An 18421-nucleotide genomic window follows, 5' to 3' on the forward strand; every position below is an offset into this window, starting at 1 on the left:
CTGCCGAGCCACGCCCACAGCCAACGCCACCTCGGCGCAGCCCTTGCCCGCCAGCAGCAGCCGACCCGCCTTCAATCGCTTCTTTGCTGCTTCGCTCAATCGCCTTTGCGCCATGCCAACTTGTCTCGAGATCGCCCTGGAGACATAACGCTTGAGACGCTCAACGGTTGTCATGATTTACGGAAATATCAATAGTTTACGCATTTTGCCGCGCCTTCGTCACACATCCCTTTTCGAGTGGCCAAAAAGGGCTGCCAAAAAAAGGAAGATAAAGCGCGTCTAGCTCTTGCTCATCAGCCCGGACAAGGAAGCGGCGGTTCGGCTCAGTACCAGCTAAGTCTGGATTTGTATCCTCTTCGTTGCGCAACCCCTGCGCGCTTCTGGAGAGGCACCATGTATCGGCACACCAGGCTTTATCTTCTGGCCATCGCCATCACTACGGCCGGCGCCGTCGCCTGCGCTGGCAACAGTACGGTCATGTCGTCCGCCGAAGACAAGGCAGATCACGATGACGACCACGATAAACAGGACTGACAGTTCCCCAGCATGGCCGGATCACCGGTCACGCGGCGCTTCGGCCTGGAGATATCATGGCTCGCTTCGACTACGCGTTCTTTCTTTGGCTCAACGCGCCAGAGCACCCGAACACCCTGGCGGTGAAGCTGGCCGTCGTCTTGGCGGAGCGGCTCATCTGGGCGATTCCGCTTCTGATTGGCATCTGCTGGTTGCGCGGCAGCGGTACAACCCGCAGAGGGATGCTTGTCGCCACCGCGTCGGGAATGCTGGGACTCCTCGTCAGTCAGGTCATTGGCCTGGCCTGGCCGCATCCGCGGCCTTTCATGATCGGCCTGGGTCACACGCTCATCGCCCACGTTGCCGATTCCTCATTCCCCAGCGATCACCTGACATTGTGGTGGGCGGTTGGCTTCAGTCTCCTGCGACAGCGACGCACACGAAGCGCCGGCGTCGCGCTGGCCCTTTTGGGCGCACCCATCGCCTGGGCGCGCATCTACCTGGGGGTTCATTTTCCGCTCGACATGCTGGGGGCCGCCGTTGTGGCGGCGCTTAGCGCCTGGCTGACCTGGCGCGAAGCGCGCTGGTATCTACGACCGATCTTCCGGCTTGCCAGCGGCATTCATCGCAGCTTTCTCGGCAGACTGATCGCGCGGGGATGGGTTCGCGAGTGAACCTATGGCCGGGCTAAGTCAGCCTGGTCAGACTGATTGCACGCCGTCTCACTCCGGCCGGAGAACACCATGAACAAATTGCCCGCGACCAGGTCAAGCGACTGGGTCAACAAAGTCCCGGAAGTCACGCTGTCGTTCTGGATCATCAAGATCATGTCCACCACCGTGGGGGAGACAGGCGCTGACTTCCTGGCGGTCAATGCCGGCTGGGGCCAGGGTATCACCCGCACGGTCATGGGCGTCCTGCTGGCGCTCGCCTTGTTCGCGCAGTTGCGCACCCGCCGCTATGCCCCGTGCAGTTACTGGCTGACGGTTGTGTTGGTCAGCGTGGTCGGCACGCAGATCACCGACCTGCTGACCGATGGCCTGGGCGTCAGTCTGTATGTCAGCACCTCCGTGTTTGCCGTGGCGCTCGCGGCGATTTTCTTTGTCTGGTATCGGATCGAACGCACCCTGTCCATCCACGACATCGTGACGCGCAGCCGGGAGCTGTTCTATTGGACCGCCATCCTATGCACCTTCGCGCTGGGAACAGCGGCCGGCGATCTGGCGACCGAGGCACTGGGCCTGGGCTTCGCCTGGGGCGCAGTCGCGTTCGGTGCGCTTATCGGCATCAGCTACGCCGCCTGGCGCATTGGCGGCAACGCCGTGCTGTTCTTCTGGACCGCCTACATCCTGACCCGTCCGTTCGGCGCCGCACTCGGCGATTTGCTGACCCAGGCCAGGACTTACGGCGGACTCGGTATGGGAGCGATGTGGACCAGCACCGTGTTCCTTTCGGTGATCGTCATGCTGGTGGCCGCCGCGCAAGTCGGCATGAGCACCAGCCGGTCAGCCCGTCCCACCGAATAAGCCCTCGTGCCATTTTTCAAGGACAAATCATGCCCACGCAGCACTCATCCGCCCGTCCTGTGGCCGCCGTAACGGCCGCTCTGCTTCTGGCTCTGGCGACCGGCTGTTCCAGGTCGGCCGACCAGGGCGGCCCGGGCGCGGCGCCTCTCGCCTCGGCTCGGGCCGCCCCGGCATCGCAGGGCAACCCAGCCTCCAGGCTGGGCGACCTGACAGGATTTCACAGCATCGCCACCGACGTTGCCACCCTCGTGGACCGCGGCGATCTGCCGGCGGCCAGGGTCCGCGTCAAGGATCTGGAGGTCGCCTGGGACTCGGCCGAAGCTGGACTGAAGCCGCGTGCCGCCGATGACTGGCACGTTCTCGATAAGGCCATCGACAAAGCGTTGCAAGCTCTGCGCGCCCATGCGCCGAGTCAGGTCGATTGCGAGGCAGCCATGGCCAACCTGCTTAAAACATTCGACACGGTCCAAAGCACAATCTAACCCACGGGGTTCCCCATGAACACAAGTACTGAACAGGCGCTGGCCAAAGTCCCCGAAGTCACGGCGGGGTTCTGGCTCATCAAGATCGCCGCTACCACGCTCGGCGAAACCGGCGGCGATGCCGTCTCGATGTCGATGAACCTGGGTTATCTGGTCGGCACGGGCATCTTCGCGGCGATTTTTCTCGTGGCCGTGATCGCGCAGATCAAAGCCAAAGGGTTCCATCCCTTGCTGTACTGGATCACCATTATCGCCACCACCACGGTCGGCACGACGCTGGCCGATTTTGCGGATCGCTCGCTCGGAATCGGGTACGCTGGGGGCTCAAGCTTGCTGCTGGCCTTGCTGCTCGGCTCGCTTCTTGTCTGGCATCGCACCCTTGGCTCCGTGTCGGTGAGTACCGTCAGCTCGCCCAGGGTGGAAGCCTTCTACTGGGTGACGATCATGTTCTCCCAGACCCTGGGCACGGCGCTGGGCGACTGGACCGCCGACACGGCGGGCCTGGGCTACACCGGCGCGGCCATTGTGTTCGGCGGACTGCTCGCGCTGGTCGTCGTCGCCTATTACCGGACGCGTTTGTCTCGCACGCTGCTGTTCTGGGCTGCGTTCATCCTGACCCGCCCGCTGGGGGCGGTAGTGGGTGATTTTCTCGACAAGCCGCTGAGCGCGGGAGGTTTGGCACTGAGCCGCTATTCGGCATCGGCCGCACTTCTTGCCTTCATGCTGACGGCGATCCTGTTCTTCAGGCAGCGGGCAGCCAGGACGGCCCATTGAACGACGATTGAACGGAGGCGGAATGCGGGTATTGCTGGTCGAAGACGACCCCATGATCGGTGAAGCGATCCAGGGCGCATTGAAGGATGCCTCCTATGCGGCGGACTGGGTGAACAACGGACAGACCGCTCTCACAACGCTGGGTTGCCAGCACTATGACCTGGTGCTGCTCGACCTGGGCCTGCCCGGCAAGGACGGGATGGAGGTGCTGGCCAGCATCCGTACCCAGGACAACCCGGTTCCCCTGCTCATCATCACGGCGCGCGACGGTCTGGACGACCGTTTGCGCGGCCTCGACGGAGGGGCCGACGATTACGTACTCAAACCCTTCGAGATGGCCGAACTGCTGGCCAGGATGCGGGCCGTGCTGCGGCGCAAGGGCGGCAACGCTACGCCCGTTCTCAGCAACGGCGTAGTGTCGCTTGATCCGGCCACGAAAGAGGCCACTTCCAATGGCGGCGTCCCGGTGCAACTGTCCAGCCGCGAATTCGCGTTGCTCCAAGCCTTGCTGGTTCGGCCTGGGGCCATCCTGTCCCGTAGCGATCTGGAGGATCGCATCTACGGTTGGGGGGAAGAGGTTGAAAGCAATGCGGTCGAATTTCTGATCCATGCGCTGCGCCGCAAATTGGGCAGCGAGGTCATCAGGAACGTCAGGGGGGTCGGATGGATGGTTTCAAAAAGCGCCTGAACGAGTCAGTCCAGCTCAAACTGTCGTTCACCTTGTCATTGGCCATTCTCGTTGTGGCCGTCGTGGCTGGCATCTTCTCGTTCCTGTCGGCCTTCGATGAAGCGCACGAGCTTCAGGACGATGTCTTGCGCCAGGTCGCGCATCTCATGGACCGGCAGCGCCTGTCGCCGTCCCTTCCAGCCTCCGATACCAACAGCAAAGACGGCGATGAAGAATCGCGCGTGATCGTCCAGCACCTGGGCGACGGAAATGGATCCACTGTAGGCGTGGATGACGGTGGACTACTGCCCTTGCCCGCAACGCTGGCCGACGGGCTGCACACGCTGGACGTTGACGGCGAGACTTTCCGCGTGCTGGTCAGGACAACGGTTGCTGGCGAGCGCATCGCTGTGGCCCAGGAGTCTGGTTTCCGCAATGAAATTGCCCGCGATGGCGCGCTGCGCACTGTGATGCCTTTCCTGATACTCGTGCCGGTTCTGCTGCTGATCGTTGCCGACCTGGTGCGCAAGATGTTCCGGCCCATTGCGGCGCTTTCCAGGGAAATCGACCAGCGCGCCGAGCAGCAACTGCACCCTGTCGAAGACCACCATCTTCCCGCCGAAGTACGTCCGTTTGCCGTGGCGATCAATCGACTGCTAGCCCGTGTAAGCGAGGCAATGGCGTCCCAGCGCCGCTTCATCGCGGATGCGGCGCACGAACTGCGTTCGCCGCTGACGGCCCTTTCGCTCCAGGCGGAACGACTGGCGGACGCGGACATGTCTGACCTGGCGCGTGAACGGCTTGCTGTGCTGCGCCAGGGGATCGAGCGTGGCAGGAACCTGCTGGATCAACTTCTGACCTTGGCCAGGGCGCAGTCAGTTGCCGAATCACCGAAGTCGCCAATATCTATCCAGGACATATACCGCCGCGTGCTGGAAGACCTGATGCCCCTGGCTGAGAGGAAACACATCGACATCGGAGTCGAAGGTGCGCAAGACGCCCGGGTATGGGCCAGTGAGATCGACATGATGGCGGTGGTCAGGAACCTGGTCGATAACGCCATCCGGTATACGCCGGAGGATGGGCGGGTCGACCTTTCGGTGGGCATGGCGCGAGGGGGTGCTGTGCTGCGCATCCGGGACACCGGACCAGGTATCCCATCGGCCGAACGTGAGCGGGTTTTTGACCCGTTCTACCGAAGGCTTGGCAACGCGCAGGTCGGGTCTGGCCTGGGGCTTTCCATTGTCCAGGCGATTGCCAGTCGCATCGGTGCTGAGATCAGCTTCGAGTTTTCTGACGAGGAAAAGCAAACCGGTCTGAGCGTCACGGTCGTCTTTCCAGTGCTCTCCCAATTGCAAGCGACCCAGCAGTAGTCGCTCCGGCTACGCTGTCGTAATTGATGGCCGCGCCCGCGCCGTTTCAATCGCCACCAGAATCATCGGGGGATACTCGGAGGGACTGCGTCCCGATAGGGCGGAAGAGCGACCGAATTCGAAACGCTAAGTAGAGCTAATATTGTGAATCCACCGACGGTAAGGACAAAGGTGGTAATCGAGCGGCCGAAAGCGACAGCCGAACAGCCGTTTCCGTGCAGCCACTGCATTCATGCCATCGCAGGTGTCCGAACGTATGCTTTCAACCGCCTTGATAACCTGGCTTTCCATTCTGTAATCCATTGTTGCGCTTCAGCCTCGAAGCCATTCTTTCAAAGTGCTATCAGATTTCCTGATTTTTAGCGTCGCTTGTGGTCTGCCTGTGGCTGACCTGGGAAAACCATAGCAGCGTGGACGTAGATCCATTGCATAGCATTCTTCTAGGCAAGCTCCACTGCCCGCGGCAGAGGTGCCCGCCCGCTGTATCCTGCACCGCCGGTGCGTTCGTCCAGTGAGCAAGGAGACATATGATGCATAAGTCAGCATGGGTGAGGGCGGGAGTTGCCTGCGCGGTATTTGCGCTGGGTGGCTGTGGAGGCAGCGGGGACAACCTCGAGCAGACGGGGCCGCGCCTTGTCGCCGACATCGCGGTGCCGAATGTAAGAGCGGGCGTCAATTTCTCATTCGACATTGGCACCACGAACGGCAGCCACTACTATTTCACCGACCGCAACAACGCAGCGCTGGACGTGGTCGACATTCCGACGAAAACTTTCGTCAAGGCGATCAAAGGTAGCGGGAGCCTCGCATTTGCAGGTCTTGGGCCGGGGCCGAGTTCGACGGCGGGGCCCGATGGCGCGACGCCGGTTGGCAACCTCGTTTATGCCGGCGACGTCAACTCCGTGAAAGTCGTCGACCCGGCGGCGGGCGCCGTGCTCGCGAGCATTCCGGTCAGTACCACTGGCGTGCGGGCGGATGAAGGGTGCCTTGACGCGACGCACGGTATCTTCATGATTTCCAGTCCGGAAGAACCAACGCCATTCGCGACTTTTATCAGCACCAGTACGCAAACCGTGATCGCCAGAGTCACCTTCACGGACGCCGCCGGCAAGCCCACCGCGGGGCTGGAGGCGTGTGTGTATGACGCGGCGAGTGACAACTTCTATGTAAACGTCGACGGAAGCACTGCGAACCCACATGGCGAACTGGTCAAACTGCCCGGAACCGCAATTCGCGCAATACCGGCCGGTGCGACGCAGAACTACACGACGCTCGCAGGGGTGGCGATGTACCCGGAAGGCAATTGCGATCCCACCGGACTCGCCCTGGGACCCGGCACCGACATCGCTGTTGGATGCCGCGAAGCGACCACGGGCGCGCCGTTATTGATGCAGATCTTCAACCGCGCAAACGGCGCGCTCGTCGCGTCGCTCAACGCCGGTGGCGGTGATCAACTGGAATACGATGCAGCGACGAACCGATATTACAACGCGGCGAGCCGGTGGACTGCGTCAGGCAACGCTTCAGCGAACGGAAATTGCACCACGGCATCGCCATGCAAACCGGTGCTCACGATCGTCGACGCTGGCTCGCGAGGCGTCGTCGCGCGGCTGAACACCGGCAACAATGCGCATTCGGTCGCAATTGATCCGGCAACCGGGCTGATCTTTGTTCCGTACTCTTCCGCCACCTCGCCGGCTGGCTGTCCGGACTGCGCAGCAAACGGGTTTATCAACGGAGGCGTGTCAGTCTTCGTTGCCCGGTAACAGGAATGCAAAAAGAAAGGCGGCCACTGTGGACGGCGCACCGGACGGCGCGGGGCGTCCTGCGTCGGCATATGCAAACGGTGAGCCGCCCACTGTCCCGTGCCGCTCCAGCTGCTTATTCGCTTACCTGACGTGAGGGTGGCGTTCATTCCATCCCGGCCGGCTGAGGCCGCAATCTGCACGGGTTGAGTAGACTTCTGCGCGCACCCTCGCAATCTGCGATGAGACGGGGGCGGGTCGTTCCCTGCGCCAGCGATCGCAGCGCTGACACGGATCGTCAACAAGCATGGATCGGCAATTGCCTGAAACACTTCGCGAAACGGTGCGACTGAACCGCGGTTCGATTCAGGAGGCGAACATTAGCCAGAACATTGCGACAGCAGCGGCGCACATCGCGCCGGTCGCCGTCCATCCGATGATCCGCAATCGCATCGACAGGACAAACTTGCCCATGACTTCGCGGTTCGTCGCCATGAACATGATCAGTGTCATGATCGGAACCGATACGACGCCGTTGATCACTGCGCTCCAGTAGAGCGCCTTGACGGGGTCAATTGGCGTGAAACTGATCAGCAGGCCGATCATGGTCGAGACAACGATGATCCCGTAGAACCTTCTGGCCAGTTGTGGCTTGAGGGCGAGACTGTTTCGCCAGTTGAAGGTGCCGGCCATCGCATATGCGGCGGAGCCTGCCAGCACCGGCAGCGCGAGCAGTCCGGTACCTATGATGCCCAGACTGAACAGCAGGAACGCGAATTCGCCGGCCAGCGGTTTTAATGCCTGCGCTGCCTGCGCGGATGTCTGGATGCGCGTGACGCCGTGCGCGTGCAACGTCGCAGCCGTCGTCAGGATAATGAAAAACGCGACGAGGTTAGAGAAGCCCATGCCGATCCACGTGTCCATGCCGATGCGCCGCAAACTGGCCGGCCCCTGCCGCGGCGCGTACTTCAACGCCCGCTGCCCGCTTTCGGCGCGCATTTCCTCGACTTCCTGCGAGGCCTGCCAGAAGAACAGATATGGACTGATCGTCGTGCCCAGCACCGCGACCACCGTCGTGATGTAGTCGTTCGTCCACGATACATGTGGTACGAAGGTCGTAACCAATACCGTTTGCCACGGTACGCGCACCACAAATACCGTCGCGACATACGCGAAAAGCACAAGTGTGAGCCACTTCAAGACCTTGACGTAGCTGCGATACGGCACAAAGACCTGGAGAAGAACCGACAGCAATCCAAGTCCGATCGTGTAGGGCCGGGTCGGGCCGCCCACGATCAGATTGACTGCGGCGCCCATCGCAGTCAGATCGGCGGCAATGTTAATGGTGTTCGCGACGAGCAGCAGCAGTACCGAACCGTATAGCAACCACGGCGGATAGTGCCGCCGGATATTTGTTGCAAGTCCGTGGCCGCTCACCCGCCCCAGGCGCGCGCTGACGACCTGGATCGCCACCATCAGAGGATAGGTGATGATGACCGTCCACAGCATATTGAAGCCGTACTGCGCGCCCGCTTGTGAGTAGGTTGCAATGCCGCTGGGGTCATCGTCCGCAGCCCCGGTGATCAGCCCGGGGCCGAGCTTTTCCACCCACGACTGGACCTCAGGATCTGGCTTCGGCGACGGATCGATATTGATGCTCATGTCCGGGTACTTGTCGTTGTGGTGGCAAAGCATCTGAGTGCGATGATACTAGTGTGTCGCATCTGGCTTTCAAATACCCGTGGTCGCTATCGAGCCTTTCGAACAGATTGGCGGCGGCTCCGTTCGCATCTTGTCTTGCTGGAAAGGACGCCGGCTCCGGGCGGGTAATGCATATGCCAGCGTAATCGTCGAACCGCTTGCGCTGGCATGGCCCCGTTACGATGGTCTGAGAGAAGCGCTCGCGCAAACCAGCGTCAGTTGTTACTTCGGGTACGTTCTTTGCGCGGTGAAAACGGACACGTCATTCAAGGGAAAACTCAGATGTTTAAACTCATTGGCTGTATCTTCTTCGCTCTAAGTGTCGCCGCCGTTGGTAACGCGCAGGCCGCGGGCTGTTCGAAGGGGGCCGTCGTTGGAGGGGTCGTCGGGCATGTTGCAGGAAAGCATGGAGTGGCGGGCGCGGCCGCTGGATGTGCCATTGGACATCATGAGGCTGCCAAGAAGGCAAAGGCCGCAAGTCAGACTGCTGCCGCTAGTGCAGCCGCTGGAAAGTAGCGGTTGTTGCAGGCTGGTGCCAGCGCGTCGCGGCGTGATTGGCGGAGGCTCGCCATACGCGCGCATATGTGATGCGTTGTCTAACCCAAGCCGCCTGATTCGCATGCAAAGACCACAATGCCGACGCGCTACCAAACTTGAATCGCACATGAACCTGGATGAAACCTGCGCACCGGCGGTCCGACACGACCGCATGTAAGCCAAGGCGGTGAAAGTTGGAATTACGGATTCGAGATAGTTTGTCTAAGTTCTGTCTGCAGGTCTACCAACGGTGTCGCAGTCACTGCGGCGGCTACGTTTTCCGATTCCGGCAGTAGCCCCGCAAGTGCTGCAATTCCGGTTGCGCATACCGCGACGAATGCGACAACACCTATAACAACGATTGCGTTGTCATAGGTTCTCTTCATTTCGACCGACTTTGCAAAGAACCACATCATGGCTGTCTCCTGTGACGCAGCTAACGTTTGCAACGACTGTGCCGGCGGCGATGCGTTACTGCTGACCCGTCTGCAGAACCCGTGCTGTATTGGCATTGAATGGCGAGGGCGGGAGCGCAACAGCAGAACATTGTCGGACCTTTCCGAACACCGGCCACACCTTTGTGCGTGGCAACCCAACACCACCGTGTGATTTGGCGTCCACATGCTTCGTATTCCTGCTGGAGACGCCAGAACGCCCGCCCTGTGCCGCAAGCATCCAGGACGCTCGAACATGTTCTCCGGACGTTGAGCAGTCACAGCGGCAGTGCCGCTCACTAACGAATCACCGTCTGGTTAGAATCGTCGCAATAAGCGCTGCTTCGCAGTGCTGCGCCGCCAGGTGAAAATATTCGCTAACCATTCCTCGTCCCACGCTCTATAACGTACTTGCAGGGCGACTATTTGTGTCGAGGGGTCCACAAAATCCATTGACATTGCCAATGCGCACGCCAACTTGCGTCCCCCCTTCTCGGCCGGATGCACTGCGCTCAGTCTCTTCCCAATTACCCTGGAAACATGGCCTCGGGTGACTTGACCCGCAGACCCCAGGCGCGCTTTGTGAGTCCGAAAATACCTTGTGAATTTCGAGCTCGGGCACGCGAATAACGAATCCCATGAATCGGAAACGCAACGTAGATTAAGGAGCCGATGTGAAATCACTACTGATGGTCGCTTCAACTGCCGGGTTGCTTGCCATGGCCGGGTTTGCGCATTCCCAAGGCGCGCCCCAAGGTCCTCAAACCGCTCCGCAGGAAAGCGCTGCAACTCAAATTTCAAACCCGGGCGCGGGGATCGAGGCTTACGGCGGCACCCCCGATACCACTGTACAGAGCGGCGCGAAACATGCCCGGCCCTGCAGGGTGAACCCGGAATGCAACGTTTTTTTCGGTGGGAGCTAAAAGCAGTCTGACCGGGTTGGCCCACTCGCCTTTCGCTCTTCAAGTCTGGAGACGCCCCGAGATGGGAAGCCTCTGGACGGAACTCCACCCGGGCTACGGCCAACCTCGTTTGTCGTTACGCACATTCGCTCAACGGGCGGAACGCCCGTGGCCGATGCCTCGCCCGATGCCTTGACCGCAGTCGCGTTCTCTGCGGCATCGTGCGCCGGCTCGGCCAACACCAACACGTCACCTTGCACGTTCCGGGGCACACTTTCTTTTCTGTTGCGGGTTGCTAGCAGCCGGACATTTCCAGCCGCAGGACGCCCGGAATCCGCCATGCGTCGCGCGGCGTGGCATGGTTGGACAACTTGATGGTCATGCAATCTCCAACGGCATTGACAGACTCGCCTGTCACTGACGGCACCGGTCCCACATAATCACCGGCATGTCTGAGCCGAACCTCCCCACAGGCGGACAGGACCTGAGGCGGGCGTAGCTAGCGCGGCGTAGAATTCGCCGGTCTGGCTGCAGCTACCGTCTTGTCACAGGACCAGTATGGAAATCAAGTGGATTGAAGACTTCATCGCGCTTGCCCGATATCAGAGCTTTTCCCGGGCAGCCGAATTCCGGAACGTGACCCAGTCGGGTTTTAGCCGGCGAATCCAGTCACTCGAACAGTGGGTGGGCGCCGACCTCATCGACCGGAGCAGCTTCCCTCCGACACTCACTCCCGCAGGACGACTGTTCCAGGAAGCTGCCGAAGATATTATCGAGAAGCTTTTCGATACACGCGCCATCATCCGCACCGAGCAAAGAATGGCCGGGAAAGGCCTGCAGATTGCGGCTGGCCACACCATTGCGCTGAATTTCCTGCCTGCATGGCTGAAGACTCTCACCGCGCACTTCGGCGAAGTACGCGCCCGCGTTATTCCGACCAACGTGCACGATTCTATTTTGATGCTGGTCAACGGTAACTGCGAACTGATGTTTGCATATCATCATCCGGAGCTGCCTCTGCATCTGGACCCGGCGCGGTACCAGCATCTGACCGTAGGTGTCGACACGTTTATGCCTGTGTGCCGCCCCAATCAACGCTCATCCCCGGCGTTCCGGTTACCGGGAACCGCGAACCGCCCACTCCCACTTATCTCCTATACCGAGACCAGCTATTTTGGCCGATGCCTTGCGCTGCTTCTTGGGCAAGCGAGTGCCGCCCCGGCGCTGCAGCTCCACTACGAATCGGATATGGCCGAGGTCCTTAAAAAGCTCGTGATGGAAGGTGAAGGCGTCGCCTGGCTACCCAGGAGTTCCGTCATCCGCGAACTTGAGTCGGGCGAGCTAGTGGCTGCGGGGCGTGCCGAATGGCATCTCGAGGTTGAGTTGCGCGTGTACCGTGATGCATCGAATCGCAGCGAGTTTCTGGAAAAGCTGTGGGGCCACATTCGTGCCGCTTCGCAGCCTTCCTGATGCGTGCATAGGGCTTATGCGGCGGCCGCATAGCCTCATGCTGTATCTGCATCCCTATATTTTTGGCGTTTCTTAATATTCGTCCAGACACAGAAACCTGCTGATCAAGTCGGGTTTCTGCCACTCACGTGTGCGGTGTCGCGGCGCGACCATCGCTCATCATTTCTGGACGGATTCCATGAAGAATCGCCTGACTCTGTATATTTTCGCCGGCATGGTGCTTGGCGTTATCGTCGGTTATATCTGCCACCGGTCGGTCGCGGATGTCGCTGAAGCGAAGGTCGTTGCCGGATACTTCTCCGTCGTCACCGATATCTTTCTTCGTCTCGTGAAGATGATTATCGCGCCGCTCGTCTTCGCGACTTTGGTCTCCGGACTTGCAGGTATGGCAGGAACAAGCGACGTTCGCCGTATCGGGTTTCGGTCGGTGGGATGGTTTCTGTGCGCGTCTCTGCTGTCGCTCGCCCTCGGTCTTGTCCTTGCGAACGTCTTTCAACCTGGCGCGGGACTTCACCTGGTGCAGACAACCGCGGATGTCACGACGGGGCTGAATACCGCCGGCCTGAACTTTAAGGATTTTGTGACTCACGCGTTTCCGACCAGCATCATTGATGCGATGGCTCGAAACGACATTCTGCAAATCCTTGTCTTCTCCGTATTGTTTGGCGTGGTGCTAAGTGTCATCAAGTCCGACCCGCGCGTGGCCCCATTGGTCGCCGGCGTCGATGCGCTTGTCCCCGCCATGCTGAAGCTGACGGACTATGTGATGCGCCTCGCGCCAATTGGCGTGTTTGGCGCGCTTGCTGCAGCGGTTACGGTGCACGGACTGGATGTGCTGACAACTTACGGCAAGCTCATCGGCAGCTTCTACACAGGCCTCGTGCTTCTGTGGACACTGCTCATCGTTGTCGGCTATGGTTTTCTCGGGAAACAGATCTGGACGCTGCTAAAGGCAGTCCGCGAACCCGCGATGCTTGCATTTTCGACTGCGAGTAGTGAGGCCGCTTATCCTCGTCTGACGGAGAAGCTTGAAGAATTCGGCGTCGACAAGAAGGTTGTCGGGTTCACGTTGCCGCTTGGATACGCGTTTAATCTGGATGGCTCGATGATGTACCAGGCATTCGCGGCGATTTTCATTGCGCAGGCTTTCGGCATGGACATGCCACTCGGCACCCAGATCGTGATGCTGCTCGTGCTCATGGTAAGCAGCAAGGGCATGGCGGGCGTTGCGCGGGGCTCGGTCGTGGTCGTTGCAGCTGTGGCGCCGATGTTCCACCTGCCGCCGTCCGGAGTCGTGCTCATCCTCGCCATCGACCAGATTCTCGACATGGGGCGGACAGCCACTAACGTAGTTGGCAACAGCATTGCAACGGCGGTCATCGCAAAGTGGGAGACCAAACGCATAGCGAGGCAAGCGAACGTCCCAGACGACACTGCCTTCGTTCAACTGCAAGGCGAAACGGAATGAAACAAGGGCTGCAAACGGGCACGCGTAAGTTCGGGGTCGTGGGCGGCCTCGGGCCTCTGGCAAGCGCGGACATATTTTTCAAGCTCGTCAAATCTACTCCGGCAACGAGCGACGCAGAGTACCTTGACGTGGTCTTCGAGCAGCACGCTTTCCGAACATCCGGTACGGGGACTGAGGCTACAACGGAGCGAAAGCTGTATGTCTTCGACATGATTGACGCTTTTGAAAAGCAGGGCGTGACGACGGTAGTTCTCCCTTGCTTTCTCAGTCACACCTTCATTGATGAGCTGAAGGCTAATTCGCCGCTTCAGATTGTCGACATGGTTGAGGCGATTCGTTGCTACGTTCGCCGGAAATATCCCGCCGCGCGTCGGATCGGCGTGCTCGCTTCTGACTACACGCGTCGGAAGGGCCTGTTCGACAAGTATTTTGCATCGCCCGAGTTCGAAGTCTTCTATCCCCGCGGGCGAAAGAGTCTCGACCTCGTCACCGAGGCCGTATATGGGTCTGATGGTGTCAAGAGCGGGAACCTGAGAGGCCGCCCGGTGGAACTGTTGCGGGAGGCGTGTCACGACGTCGTTTCGCAGGGCGTCGACATCATCATCCCGGCTTTGACGGAAATCCCGCTCGTCGCCGCGGAGATAGGTCCGTTGCCCGTGCCGCTACTCGATTCAAATCTGGCCTATGCACAGTACGTCGTATGCGGTCAGTATGCGTCTCCCGACAGGCCGTTCAAGGTCGGTATAGTCGGCGGAGTAGGACCAGCGGCGACCGTTGATTTCATCCACAAGATAGTGCGCAATACGCCCGCCCGGCGGGATCAGGACCATATCAAGCTATTGGTCGAACACAATCCGCAGATTCCGGACCGCACCGAAAGCCTGATTGGCGACGGGCCCGACCCGACCATCTCGCTTTACGCGACGTGCAAGAAGCTGGAATCGGGAGACGCAGACATAATAGCTATTCCCTGTAACACCGCACACGCGTTCGTCGAACGTATCCAGCCGTATCTCGGCATACCCATTGTGAACATGCTGACCGTTACTGTCCGCTACCTCCGCGAGACCTTTCCTTCGCTGCATTCAGTCGGCGTTCTGGCAACTTCGGGCACGATCCAAAGTGGTGTCTATGAAAGGGCGCTTGCGTCGCAAGGGTTGCAACAGGTCGTTCCGGGTCCGGCGCTACAGGCGCGAGTGATGGACGCGATTTACGGTGAAGAGGGCGTGAAAGCGGGATTTGCGACCGGTCACTGCCAGTCAGATATCGCTGCTGCGATTGACGGACTGATTTCCAAAGGCGTTGAAGTTGTCATCCTTGGCTGCACCGAACTGCCACTATTACTTCCGCAGGCGCATTTCATTGGGTCGAGTGGTGTATCGGTCCGCCTGGTCGACCCTACGGAGGTACTAGCCCGGCAGTGCGTTGCGTACGCGACTGCGGCAGCCGCAGCGGCAGCGCACGACCTCTGAACCATCAATTGGATTTCTTTTCCCAATGCGGCAATTATTCCGGGAAAAAGTGTCCGCCGGCCTTCCACTCATCCAGTCTCCAGTCGCCGGATGGTTTCGATTCACTGGCCATCGCTTACATTAGCCTTCGCTTTCAGTACTGAACCGCCTGACTGTGTAGCTGTCTTTCCAGTGTCACCATAAGCCGTATCCGTTGGTATCTGTGCAGGTTGAGTCTCATGCGTCACCATCTGCCTCATCATGAGCTCACTCAATGCTTTATCTTCTGCATCGCCTTGCTCCGCATTCGCCATCGGCATTATTGCAAGCATGGCAATTAACAACGTAAGAGCCTTCATGGCGGTCTCCGGGAAAGAGTCTGGAGATGAGCGGTCCGCTCCTTACCAGCTAGGACAACTATAGTTTTTTGCATCTGCAACTCAAGGACGCTTTGACTTATGGTCAAAGAACCGTGTCATCCGGTCAGGGGTATTCCGCTGCCTCGCGGAAAGCGCGTTGCGAGATGCAGCGCCGACACAGAGAATGCTCCGGGCGATAACGCGGATCGGCTACTGGACGACCTTACGACACAGCTGTGGCCAAAATAGAAGAGAAGTTGGCGGAAATAGGATTGGCATTGCGAAGTCACTACGCATGCCGCTCAATGTTCACATTTCAATTCCGTTTGCGTGGGTTTATATGAGTGGAATAAGTGCGTTTGTCCCGCGACATGTACCTCTAAACCGGGCGGTACCGGTTCGCACGGAGACCATGCAAATGGCGGGCACCCGCGCCGTTGGTGCGATCCTTGTGCAGAGCTTGGACCGTTGGGGCGCAGGGCGGAGGTTATTGCGCCAGGCGCGGCGGGACATATGCGCCGTAGTACGGGCCGCTCTGTCCGGTGCTTGTGGCAATTTTGACGCCCGCTGTCAGATGGCCTTGAATGTACTTACCGCTTCCGCCAACCGGAACGTCGATATGAAAAGCGGCAAAGCCGACAATTGGTGCGGTTGACGACCCACTTGTCGCTACCGTCTGCACGACGGGGATGAGCACGTCCACGTTGGACGGAACCGAAGAGTAAATCGTCGTCTTGACGCCGTTCTGAATCCAGATCGAATCGCCAATGCCCAGCGCCGTCGGATTCTTGTTATCGATCAGGCCCCGTACTGAGGGCACATCGTTGGTGTTCAACTGAAAAGACGTCCACTGCCCGGCAGCGCAACCACTGTAAAGCGTCCCGTTGCCGAACTGAAATGTATACGCCTGTCCTGTTGAGGGATCCAGCTTCGGACTGCCGGTTTGGGCATTCCAGTACTGATCGAAAATGCATTTTCCGATCGCTACAGGGAACAGGCCGCCTGCGGCAACGTAGCCAGGCGCCGAAACCACCGCGACAGCGGTTGCAGTAACCGCACCGTTATTGACGCCGAAAAGCGGCGCGAAGAAGAACCTGACAGGGCCGTTATTCAGTCCGGCCGCGCGCGAAACCGTGACTTTCACTGCGGGATTGTCATACGTCCCCGGCGATATGGTCGACGCCTGCATGCCCGCCGGAGAACCCGTCAGGTTCCAGAAGCCGCTTTGTGCCGATGCACTCGTCAGCGTGACATTGTCGGAGCCATTCAGGCTGACCGCTTTTTGAGCGTTGCTTTGCGCAAGACTCCAGTTTGGGCCGGGGCTGCCGGGAAGCAATGCACCAGCGCCCGCGAGGGCAGCGGCGTCAGCCGCGCTCTGCAATTCGGAACGGGCGAGTACTCCATGTCCGATGTCGATCGAAAATGCTGCAATCAGGAGCGCGGCGAACAGAGTCGACAACATGGCGACGCTCATCGCCCCACGCTGGCGGCGCCGGTATGGAACCGCGCTCATGTGGCGACGCGCCTTTACAGGTTGTCCCCGGTGCTGGCCAGCGGGCTTGGCAGGCTTGCAATGTCGCATTTCGAAGGTCACGTGTTATTCGTAGTTCATGACGGCGGTTGCATTCAACACTATCGGGCCGGTCAGGCTACTCATGGCGGAGCCGAGCATCAAACCTTGATAAGCGTAGGAAACCGTCACCTGGAGAGGGCTTCCTGAGTTCGTTCCGCTCGTTTGCGTCACGGTGACGACCGGCGCAGCGGTATTGCCGTTGGTGACGAGATTGTTCTGCGCGTTGGTGGCCGTGATCGCGGCGATCTGGGACTTGCTGAGAGGCGGCACTTGCAGCACTGTGCCGGCTCGGGCGCCTGCGCGAGCCGCATTGGTAATGGCGACCTTGTCGTAGAGCATCAGATTACCGTCGATGATGCCGACCAGGACCATGATCACGAACGGCAGCAGGATGGCGAATTCAAGCGACACGCTACCCGCCTCCGCAGGGCGCATCACGTCAGTTCGTTGCCCGAGTAAGCTGCCCAGGCATTTGAGGTCAACTACTTTTGTCATTCTGGCCACTTGCTGTATGTGCGGGATGTCGCGTCGCCAAAGCATTACCTGGCAGTTGAGCTTATTGCATTGCCTTCGCTCGCAAACCGTCGATCTGACGACCGAAATGCCGCCTATTCAAACTGGAACCGACGGCGATGACTTCCGTTTTGACGTTAACAGCGGCACAGAACTCGGAAACTTTAGGCGGCGCCGTGCCGCAGGTCCCGTATTGACCGCGATCCGATGTGAGACAAGCTTGCCGGGCCGGGCGGCTCTTGATGTATTACCGTGCCGCTTCGGAACGCACGAGCAAACTGAATTGCGCTTGTACGTGCTTACCCACAAATAAGGGGCGACTGACTTGTCGATCACCCGTTGCCAGGATCTCGGCACTGGTCGTGCCGGTTTAAGTGGTAAACCCTTGCTCGTTTTCCCTGCTTCGGACCGCTTTGGACCGCTTTCGACGCGAGTTTCGGATCGGCTTCCTGCCTGCATGGAGATGCGGCTGGCCTGTCAATGAAAGGCGAATGCATTGACATCCTAAAGTTTTCCCACATGTCGCCGTTACAAGGTCTGCCCGCTCCTGATTCAAGGCGCGAAATAAGGCGTGATTTGGCCTCATTCCGTGCCATCGAAAATCGGGACGCCGGGTAGGATCTGTCGTACTCGGTGTGTTCTTCTACCTGCCGAGCCGGCTCCAACCAACTCGTTATGGGAAAAAAATGCGCAAACTTCTGAAAGCGTTTGTTCGCGACGAACGTGGCGTAAGCGCCATGGAATATGCGGTTCTCGCCGGCATCGTCGCTGTCGCGCTCGGTGCTATGGCTGCCACGTTTAGCACCTCTGTGCAAACCATGTTCACCACCATGTTCAGCACGATCACGGCGAACCAGGCAAAGTAAATGGTGTTCCCGGGAGGTTCGGATGCCGTTGTCCGGATCTCCATTTCCTCCCCAGTCTCTGTACCGG

18 protein-coding genes and 1 pseudogene are annotated in these 18421 nt (G+C 59.6%); 13 read left to right on the forward strand and 6 right to left on the reverse strand.

Annotated features, from left to right (window positions below; all coding sequences use genetic code 11):
- Window positions 1-114, reverse strand: a pseudogene (locus C0Z16_RS38540) (IS630-like element ISCARN39 family transposase); the annotation flags it as partial.
- 279 nt (window positions 115-393) lie between these two features.
- Between C0Z16_RS38540 and C0Z16_RS38050 the strand changes: the two are divergent.
- The 8 genes from C0Z16_RS38050 (at window position 394) to C0Z16_RS02385 (ending at window position 7101) form a co-directional block, all read left to right on the forward strand.
- Complete coding sequence (locus C0Z16_RS38050) at window positions 394-534, forward strand: hypothetical protein (RefSeq protein WP_167403479.1); 141 nt, start codon at window positions 394-396, stop codon at window positions 532-534.
- Between the two features lie 56 nt (window positions 535-590).
- Entirely contained in the window at window positions 591-1187 is a 597-nt protein-coding gene (locus C0Z16_RS02355; protein WP_102630641.1) for an undecaprenyl-diphosphatase, read from the forward strand.
- A gap of 69 nt (window positions 1188-1256) precedes the next feature.
- The gene (locus tag C0Z16_RS02360) at window positions 1257-2039 is read left to right on the forward strand and encodes a COG4705 family protein (RefSeq protein WP_102630642.1); all 783 of its coding nucleotides are present in this window, start codon (window positions 1257-1259) and stop codon (window positions 2037-2039) included.
- A gap of 29 nt (window positions 2040-2068) precedes the next feature.
- Window positions 2069-2521: a hypothetical protein gene (locus C0Z16_RS02365; protein WP_102630643.1), complete on the forward strand. Its 453-nt coding sequence runs from the start codon at window positions 2069-2071 to the stop codon at window positions 2519-2521.
- Between the two features lie 15 nt (window positions 2522-2536).
- A complete protein-coding gene (locus C0Z16_RS02370) occupies window positions 2537-3295 on the forward strand; it encodes a COG4705 family protein (protein ID WP_102630644.1) in 759 nt (252 codons plus the stop codon).
- A gap of 22 nt (window positions 3296-3317) precedes the next feature.
- Window positions 3318-3983, forward strand: a complete 666-nt coding sequence (locus C0Z16_RS02375) for a response regulator transcription factor (protein WP_102630645.1) — start codon at window positions 3318-3320, stop codon at window positions 3981-3983.
- Window positions 3959-5335, forward strand: coding sequence for an ATP-binding protein (locus tag C0Z16_RS02380; protein WP_102630646.1), 1377 nt, complete (start codon window positions 3959-3961; stop codon window positions 5333-5335). Before C0Z16_RS02375 ends, C0Z16_RS02380 begins: the two co-directional genes overlap by 25 nt.
- 530 nt (window positions 5336-5865) lie before the next feature.
- Window positions 5866-7101, forward strand: coding sequence for a YncE family protein (locus tag C0Z16_RS02385; protein ID WP_102630974.1), 1236 nt, complete (start codon window positions 5866-5868; stop codon window positions 7099-7101).
- Window positions 7102-7446: 345 nt separating this feature from the next.
- Here C0Z16_RS02385 and C0Z16_RS02390 read toward each other — a convergent pair whose 3' ends face one another.
- Window positions 7447-8742 carry an NRAMP family divalent metal transporter gene (locus C0Z16_RS02390; protein ID WP_102630975.1) on the reverse strand — a complete coding sequence of 432 codons (1296 nt, stop codon included), beginning with the start codon at window positions 8740-8742 and terminating at the stop codon, window positions 7447-7449.
- Window positions 8743-9063: 321 nt separating this feature from the next.
- Between C0Z16_RS02390 and C0Z16_RS38545 the strand changes: the two genes are divergently transcribed.
- Window positions 9064-9297 (forward strand): hypothetical protein, encoded by a 234-nt coding sequence (locus C0Z16_RS38545; RefSeq protein ID WP_102630647.1) that lies wholly within the window; start codon window positions 9064-9066, stop codon window positions 9295-9297.
- Between the two features lie 221 nt (window positions 9298-9518).
- Here C0Z16_RS38545 and C0Z16_RS02400 read toward each other — a convergent pair whose 3' ends face one another.
- The gene (locus C0Z16_RS02400; protein ID WP_102630648.1) at window positions 9519-9734 is read right to left on the reverse strand and encodes a hypothetical protein; all 216 of its coding nucleotides are present in this window, start codon (window positions 9732-9734) and stop codon (window positions 9519-9521) included.
- Window positions 9735-11212: 1478 nt separating this feature from the next.
- Between C0Z16_RS02400 and C0Z16_RS02410 the strand changes: the two genes are divergently transcribed.
- The 3 genes from C0Z16_RS02410 (at window position 11213) to cuyB (ending at window position 15064) form a co-directional block, all read left to right on the forward strand.
- Window positions 11213-12124 carry a LysR substrate-binding domain-containing protein gene (locus C0Z16_RS02410; protein ID WP_102630650.1) on the forward strand — a complete coding sequence of 304 codons (912 nt, stop codon included), beginning with the start codon at window positions 11213-11215 and terminating at the stop codon, window positions 12122-12124.
- 178 nt (window positions 12125-12302) lie between these two features.
- Window positions 12303-13592 carry a dicarboxylate/amino acid:cation symporter gene (locus C0Z16_RS02415; protein WP_102630651.1) on the forward strand — a complete coding sequence of 430 codons (1290 nt, stop codon included), beginning with the start codon at window positions 12303-12305 and terminating at the stop codon, window positions 13590-13592.
- Window positions 13589-15064, forward strand: coding sequence for a cysteate racemase (gene cuyB / locus C0Z16_RS02420; protein WP_102630652.1), 1476 nt, complete (start codon window positions 13589-13591; stop codon window positions 15062-15064). The genes C0Z16_RS02415 and cuyB overlap by 4 nt, the downstream gene beginning before the upstream one ends.
- A gap of 101 nt (window positions 15065-15165) precedes the next feature.
- Here cuyB and C0Z16_RS02425 read toward each other — a convergent pair whose 3' ends face one another.
- From C0Z16_RS02425 to C0Z16_RS02435, 3 genes are all read right to left on the reverse strand, one after another.
- Window positions 15166-15402 carry a hypothetical protein gene (locus C0Z16_RS02425; RefSeq protein WP_244201132.1) on the reverse strand — a complete coding sequence of 79 codons (237 nt, stop codon included), beginning with the start codon at window positions 15400-15402 and terminating at the stop codon, window positions 15166-15168.
- Between the two features lie 487 nt (window positions 15403-15889).
- The gene (locus C0Z16_RS02430; protein ID WP_244973317.1) at window positions 15890-16915 is read right to left on the reverse strand and encodes a TadG family pilus assembly protein; all 1026 of its coding nucleotides are present in this window, start codon (window positions 16913-16915) and stop codon (window positions 15890-15892) included.
- An 84-nt stretch (window positions 16916-16999) separates the two neighbouring features.
- The gene (locus C0Z16_RS02435; RefSeq protein WP_102630654.1) at window positions 17000-17410 is read right to left on the reverse strand and encodes a TadE/TadG family type IV pilus assembly protein; all 411 of its coding nucleotides are present in this window, start codon (window positions 17408-17410) and stop codon (window positions 17000-17002) included.
- Window positions 17411-18123: 713 nt separating this feature from the next.
- Here C0Z16_RS02435 and C0Z16_RS02440 point away from each other — a divergent pair.
- A complete protein-coding gene (locus tag C0Z16_RS02440) occupies window positions 18124-18354 on the forward strand; it encodes a Flp family type IVb pilin (protein ID WP_244201134.1) in 231 nt (76 codons plus the stop codon).
- Window positions 18355-18421: the final 67 nt, after the last annotated feature.

It is taken from the genome of Paraburkholderia rhynchosiae (genome assembly GCF_002879865.1).
GTDB lineage: Bacteria > Pseudomonadota > Gammaproteobacteria > Burkholderiales > Burkholderiaceae > Paraburkholderia > Paraburkholderia rhynchosiae.

Bases quoted from the DNA above. Each gene is read 5' to 3' on its own strand.
- C0Z16_RS38050 (WP_167403479.1), top strand. From the start codon at position 394: ATGTATCGGCACACCAGGCTTTATCTTCTGGCCATCGCCATCACTACG.
- C0Z16_RS02355 (WP_102630641.1), top strand. From the start codon at position 591: ATGGCTCGCTTCGACTACGCGTTCTTTCTTTGGCTCAACGCGCCAGAG.
- C0Z16_RS02360 (WP_102630642.1), top strand. From the start codon at position 1,257: ATGAACAAATTGCCCGCGACCAGGTCAAGCGACTGGGTCAACAAAGTC.
- C0Z16_RS02365 (WP_102630643.1), top strand. From the start codon at position 2,069: ATGCCCACGCAGCACTCATCCGCCCGTCCTGTGGCCGCCGTAACGGCC.
- C0Z16_RS02370 (WP_102630644.1), top strand. From the start codon at position 2,537: ATGAACACAAGTACTGAACAGGCGCTGGCCAAAGTCCCCGAAGTCACG.
- C0Z16_RS02375 (WP_102630645.1), top strand. From the start codon at position 3,318: ATGCGGGTATTGCTGGTCGAAGACGACCCCATGATCGGTGAAGCGATC.
- C0Z16_RS02380 (WP_102630646.1), top strand. From the start codon at position 3,959: ATGGATGGTTTCAAAAAGCGCCTGAACGAGTCAGTCCAGCTCAAACTG.
- C0Z16_RS02385 (WP_102630974.1), top strand. From the start codon at position 5,866: ATGCATAAGTCAGCATGGGTGAGGGCGGGAGTTGCCTGCGCGGTATTT.
- C0Z16_RS02390 (WP_102630975.1), bottom strand. From the start codon at position 8,742: ATGAGCATCAATATCGATCCGTCGCCGAAGCCAGATCCTGAGGTCCAG.
- C0Z16_RS38545 (WP_102630647.1), top strand. From the start codon at position 9,064: ATGTTTAAACTCATTGGCTGTATCTTCTTCGCTCTAAGTGTCGCCGCC.
- C0Z16_RS02400 (WP_102630648.1), bottom strand. From the start codon at position 9,734: ATGATGTGGTTCTTTGCAAAGTCGGTCGAAATGAAGAGAACCTATGAC.
- C0Z16_RS02410 (WP_102630650.1), top strand. From the start codon at position 11,213: ATGGAAATCAAGTGGATTGAAGACTTCATCGCGCTTGCCCGATATCAG.
- C0Z16_RS02415 (WP_102630651.1), top strand. From the start codon at position 12,303: ATGAAGAATCGCCTGACTCTGTATATTTTCGCCGGCATGGTGCTTGGC.
- cuyB (WP_102630652.1), top strand. From the start codon at position 13,589: ATGAAACAAGGGCTGCAAACGGGCACGCGTAAGTTCGGGGTCGTGGGC.
- C0Z16_RS02425 (WP_244201132.1), bottom strand. From the start codon at position 15,402: ATGAAGGCTCTTACGTTGTTAATTGCCATGCTTGCAATAATGCCGATG.
- C0Z16_RS02430 (WP_244973317.1), bottom strand. From the start codon at position 16,915: ATGAGCGCGGTTCCATACCGGCGCCGCCAGCGTGGGGCGATGAGCGTC.
- C0Z16_RS02435 (WP_102630654.1), bottom strand. From the start codon at position 17,410: ATGCGCCCTGCGGAGGCGGGTAGCGTGTCGCTTGAATTCGCCATCCTG.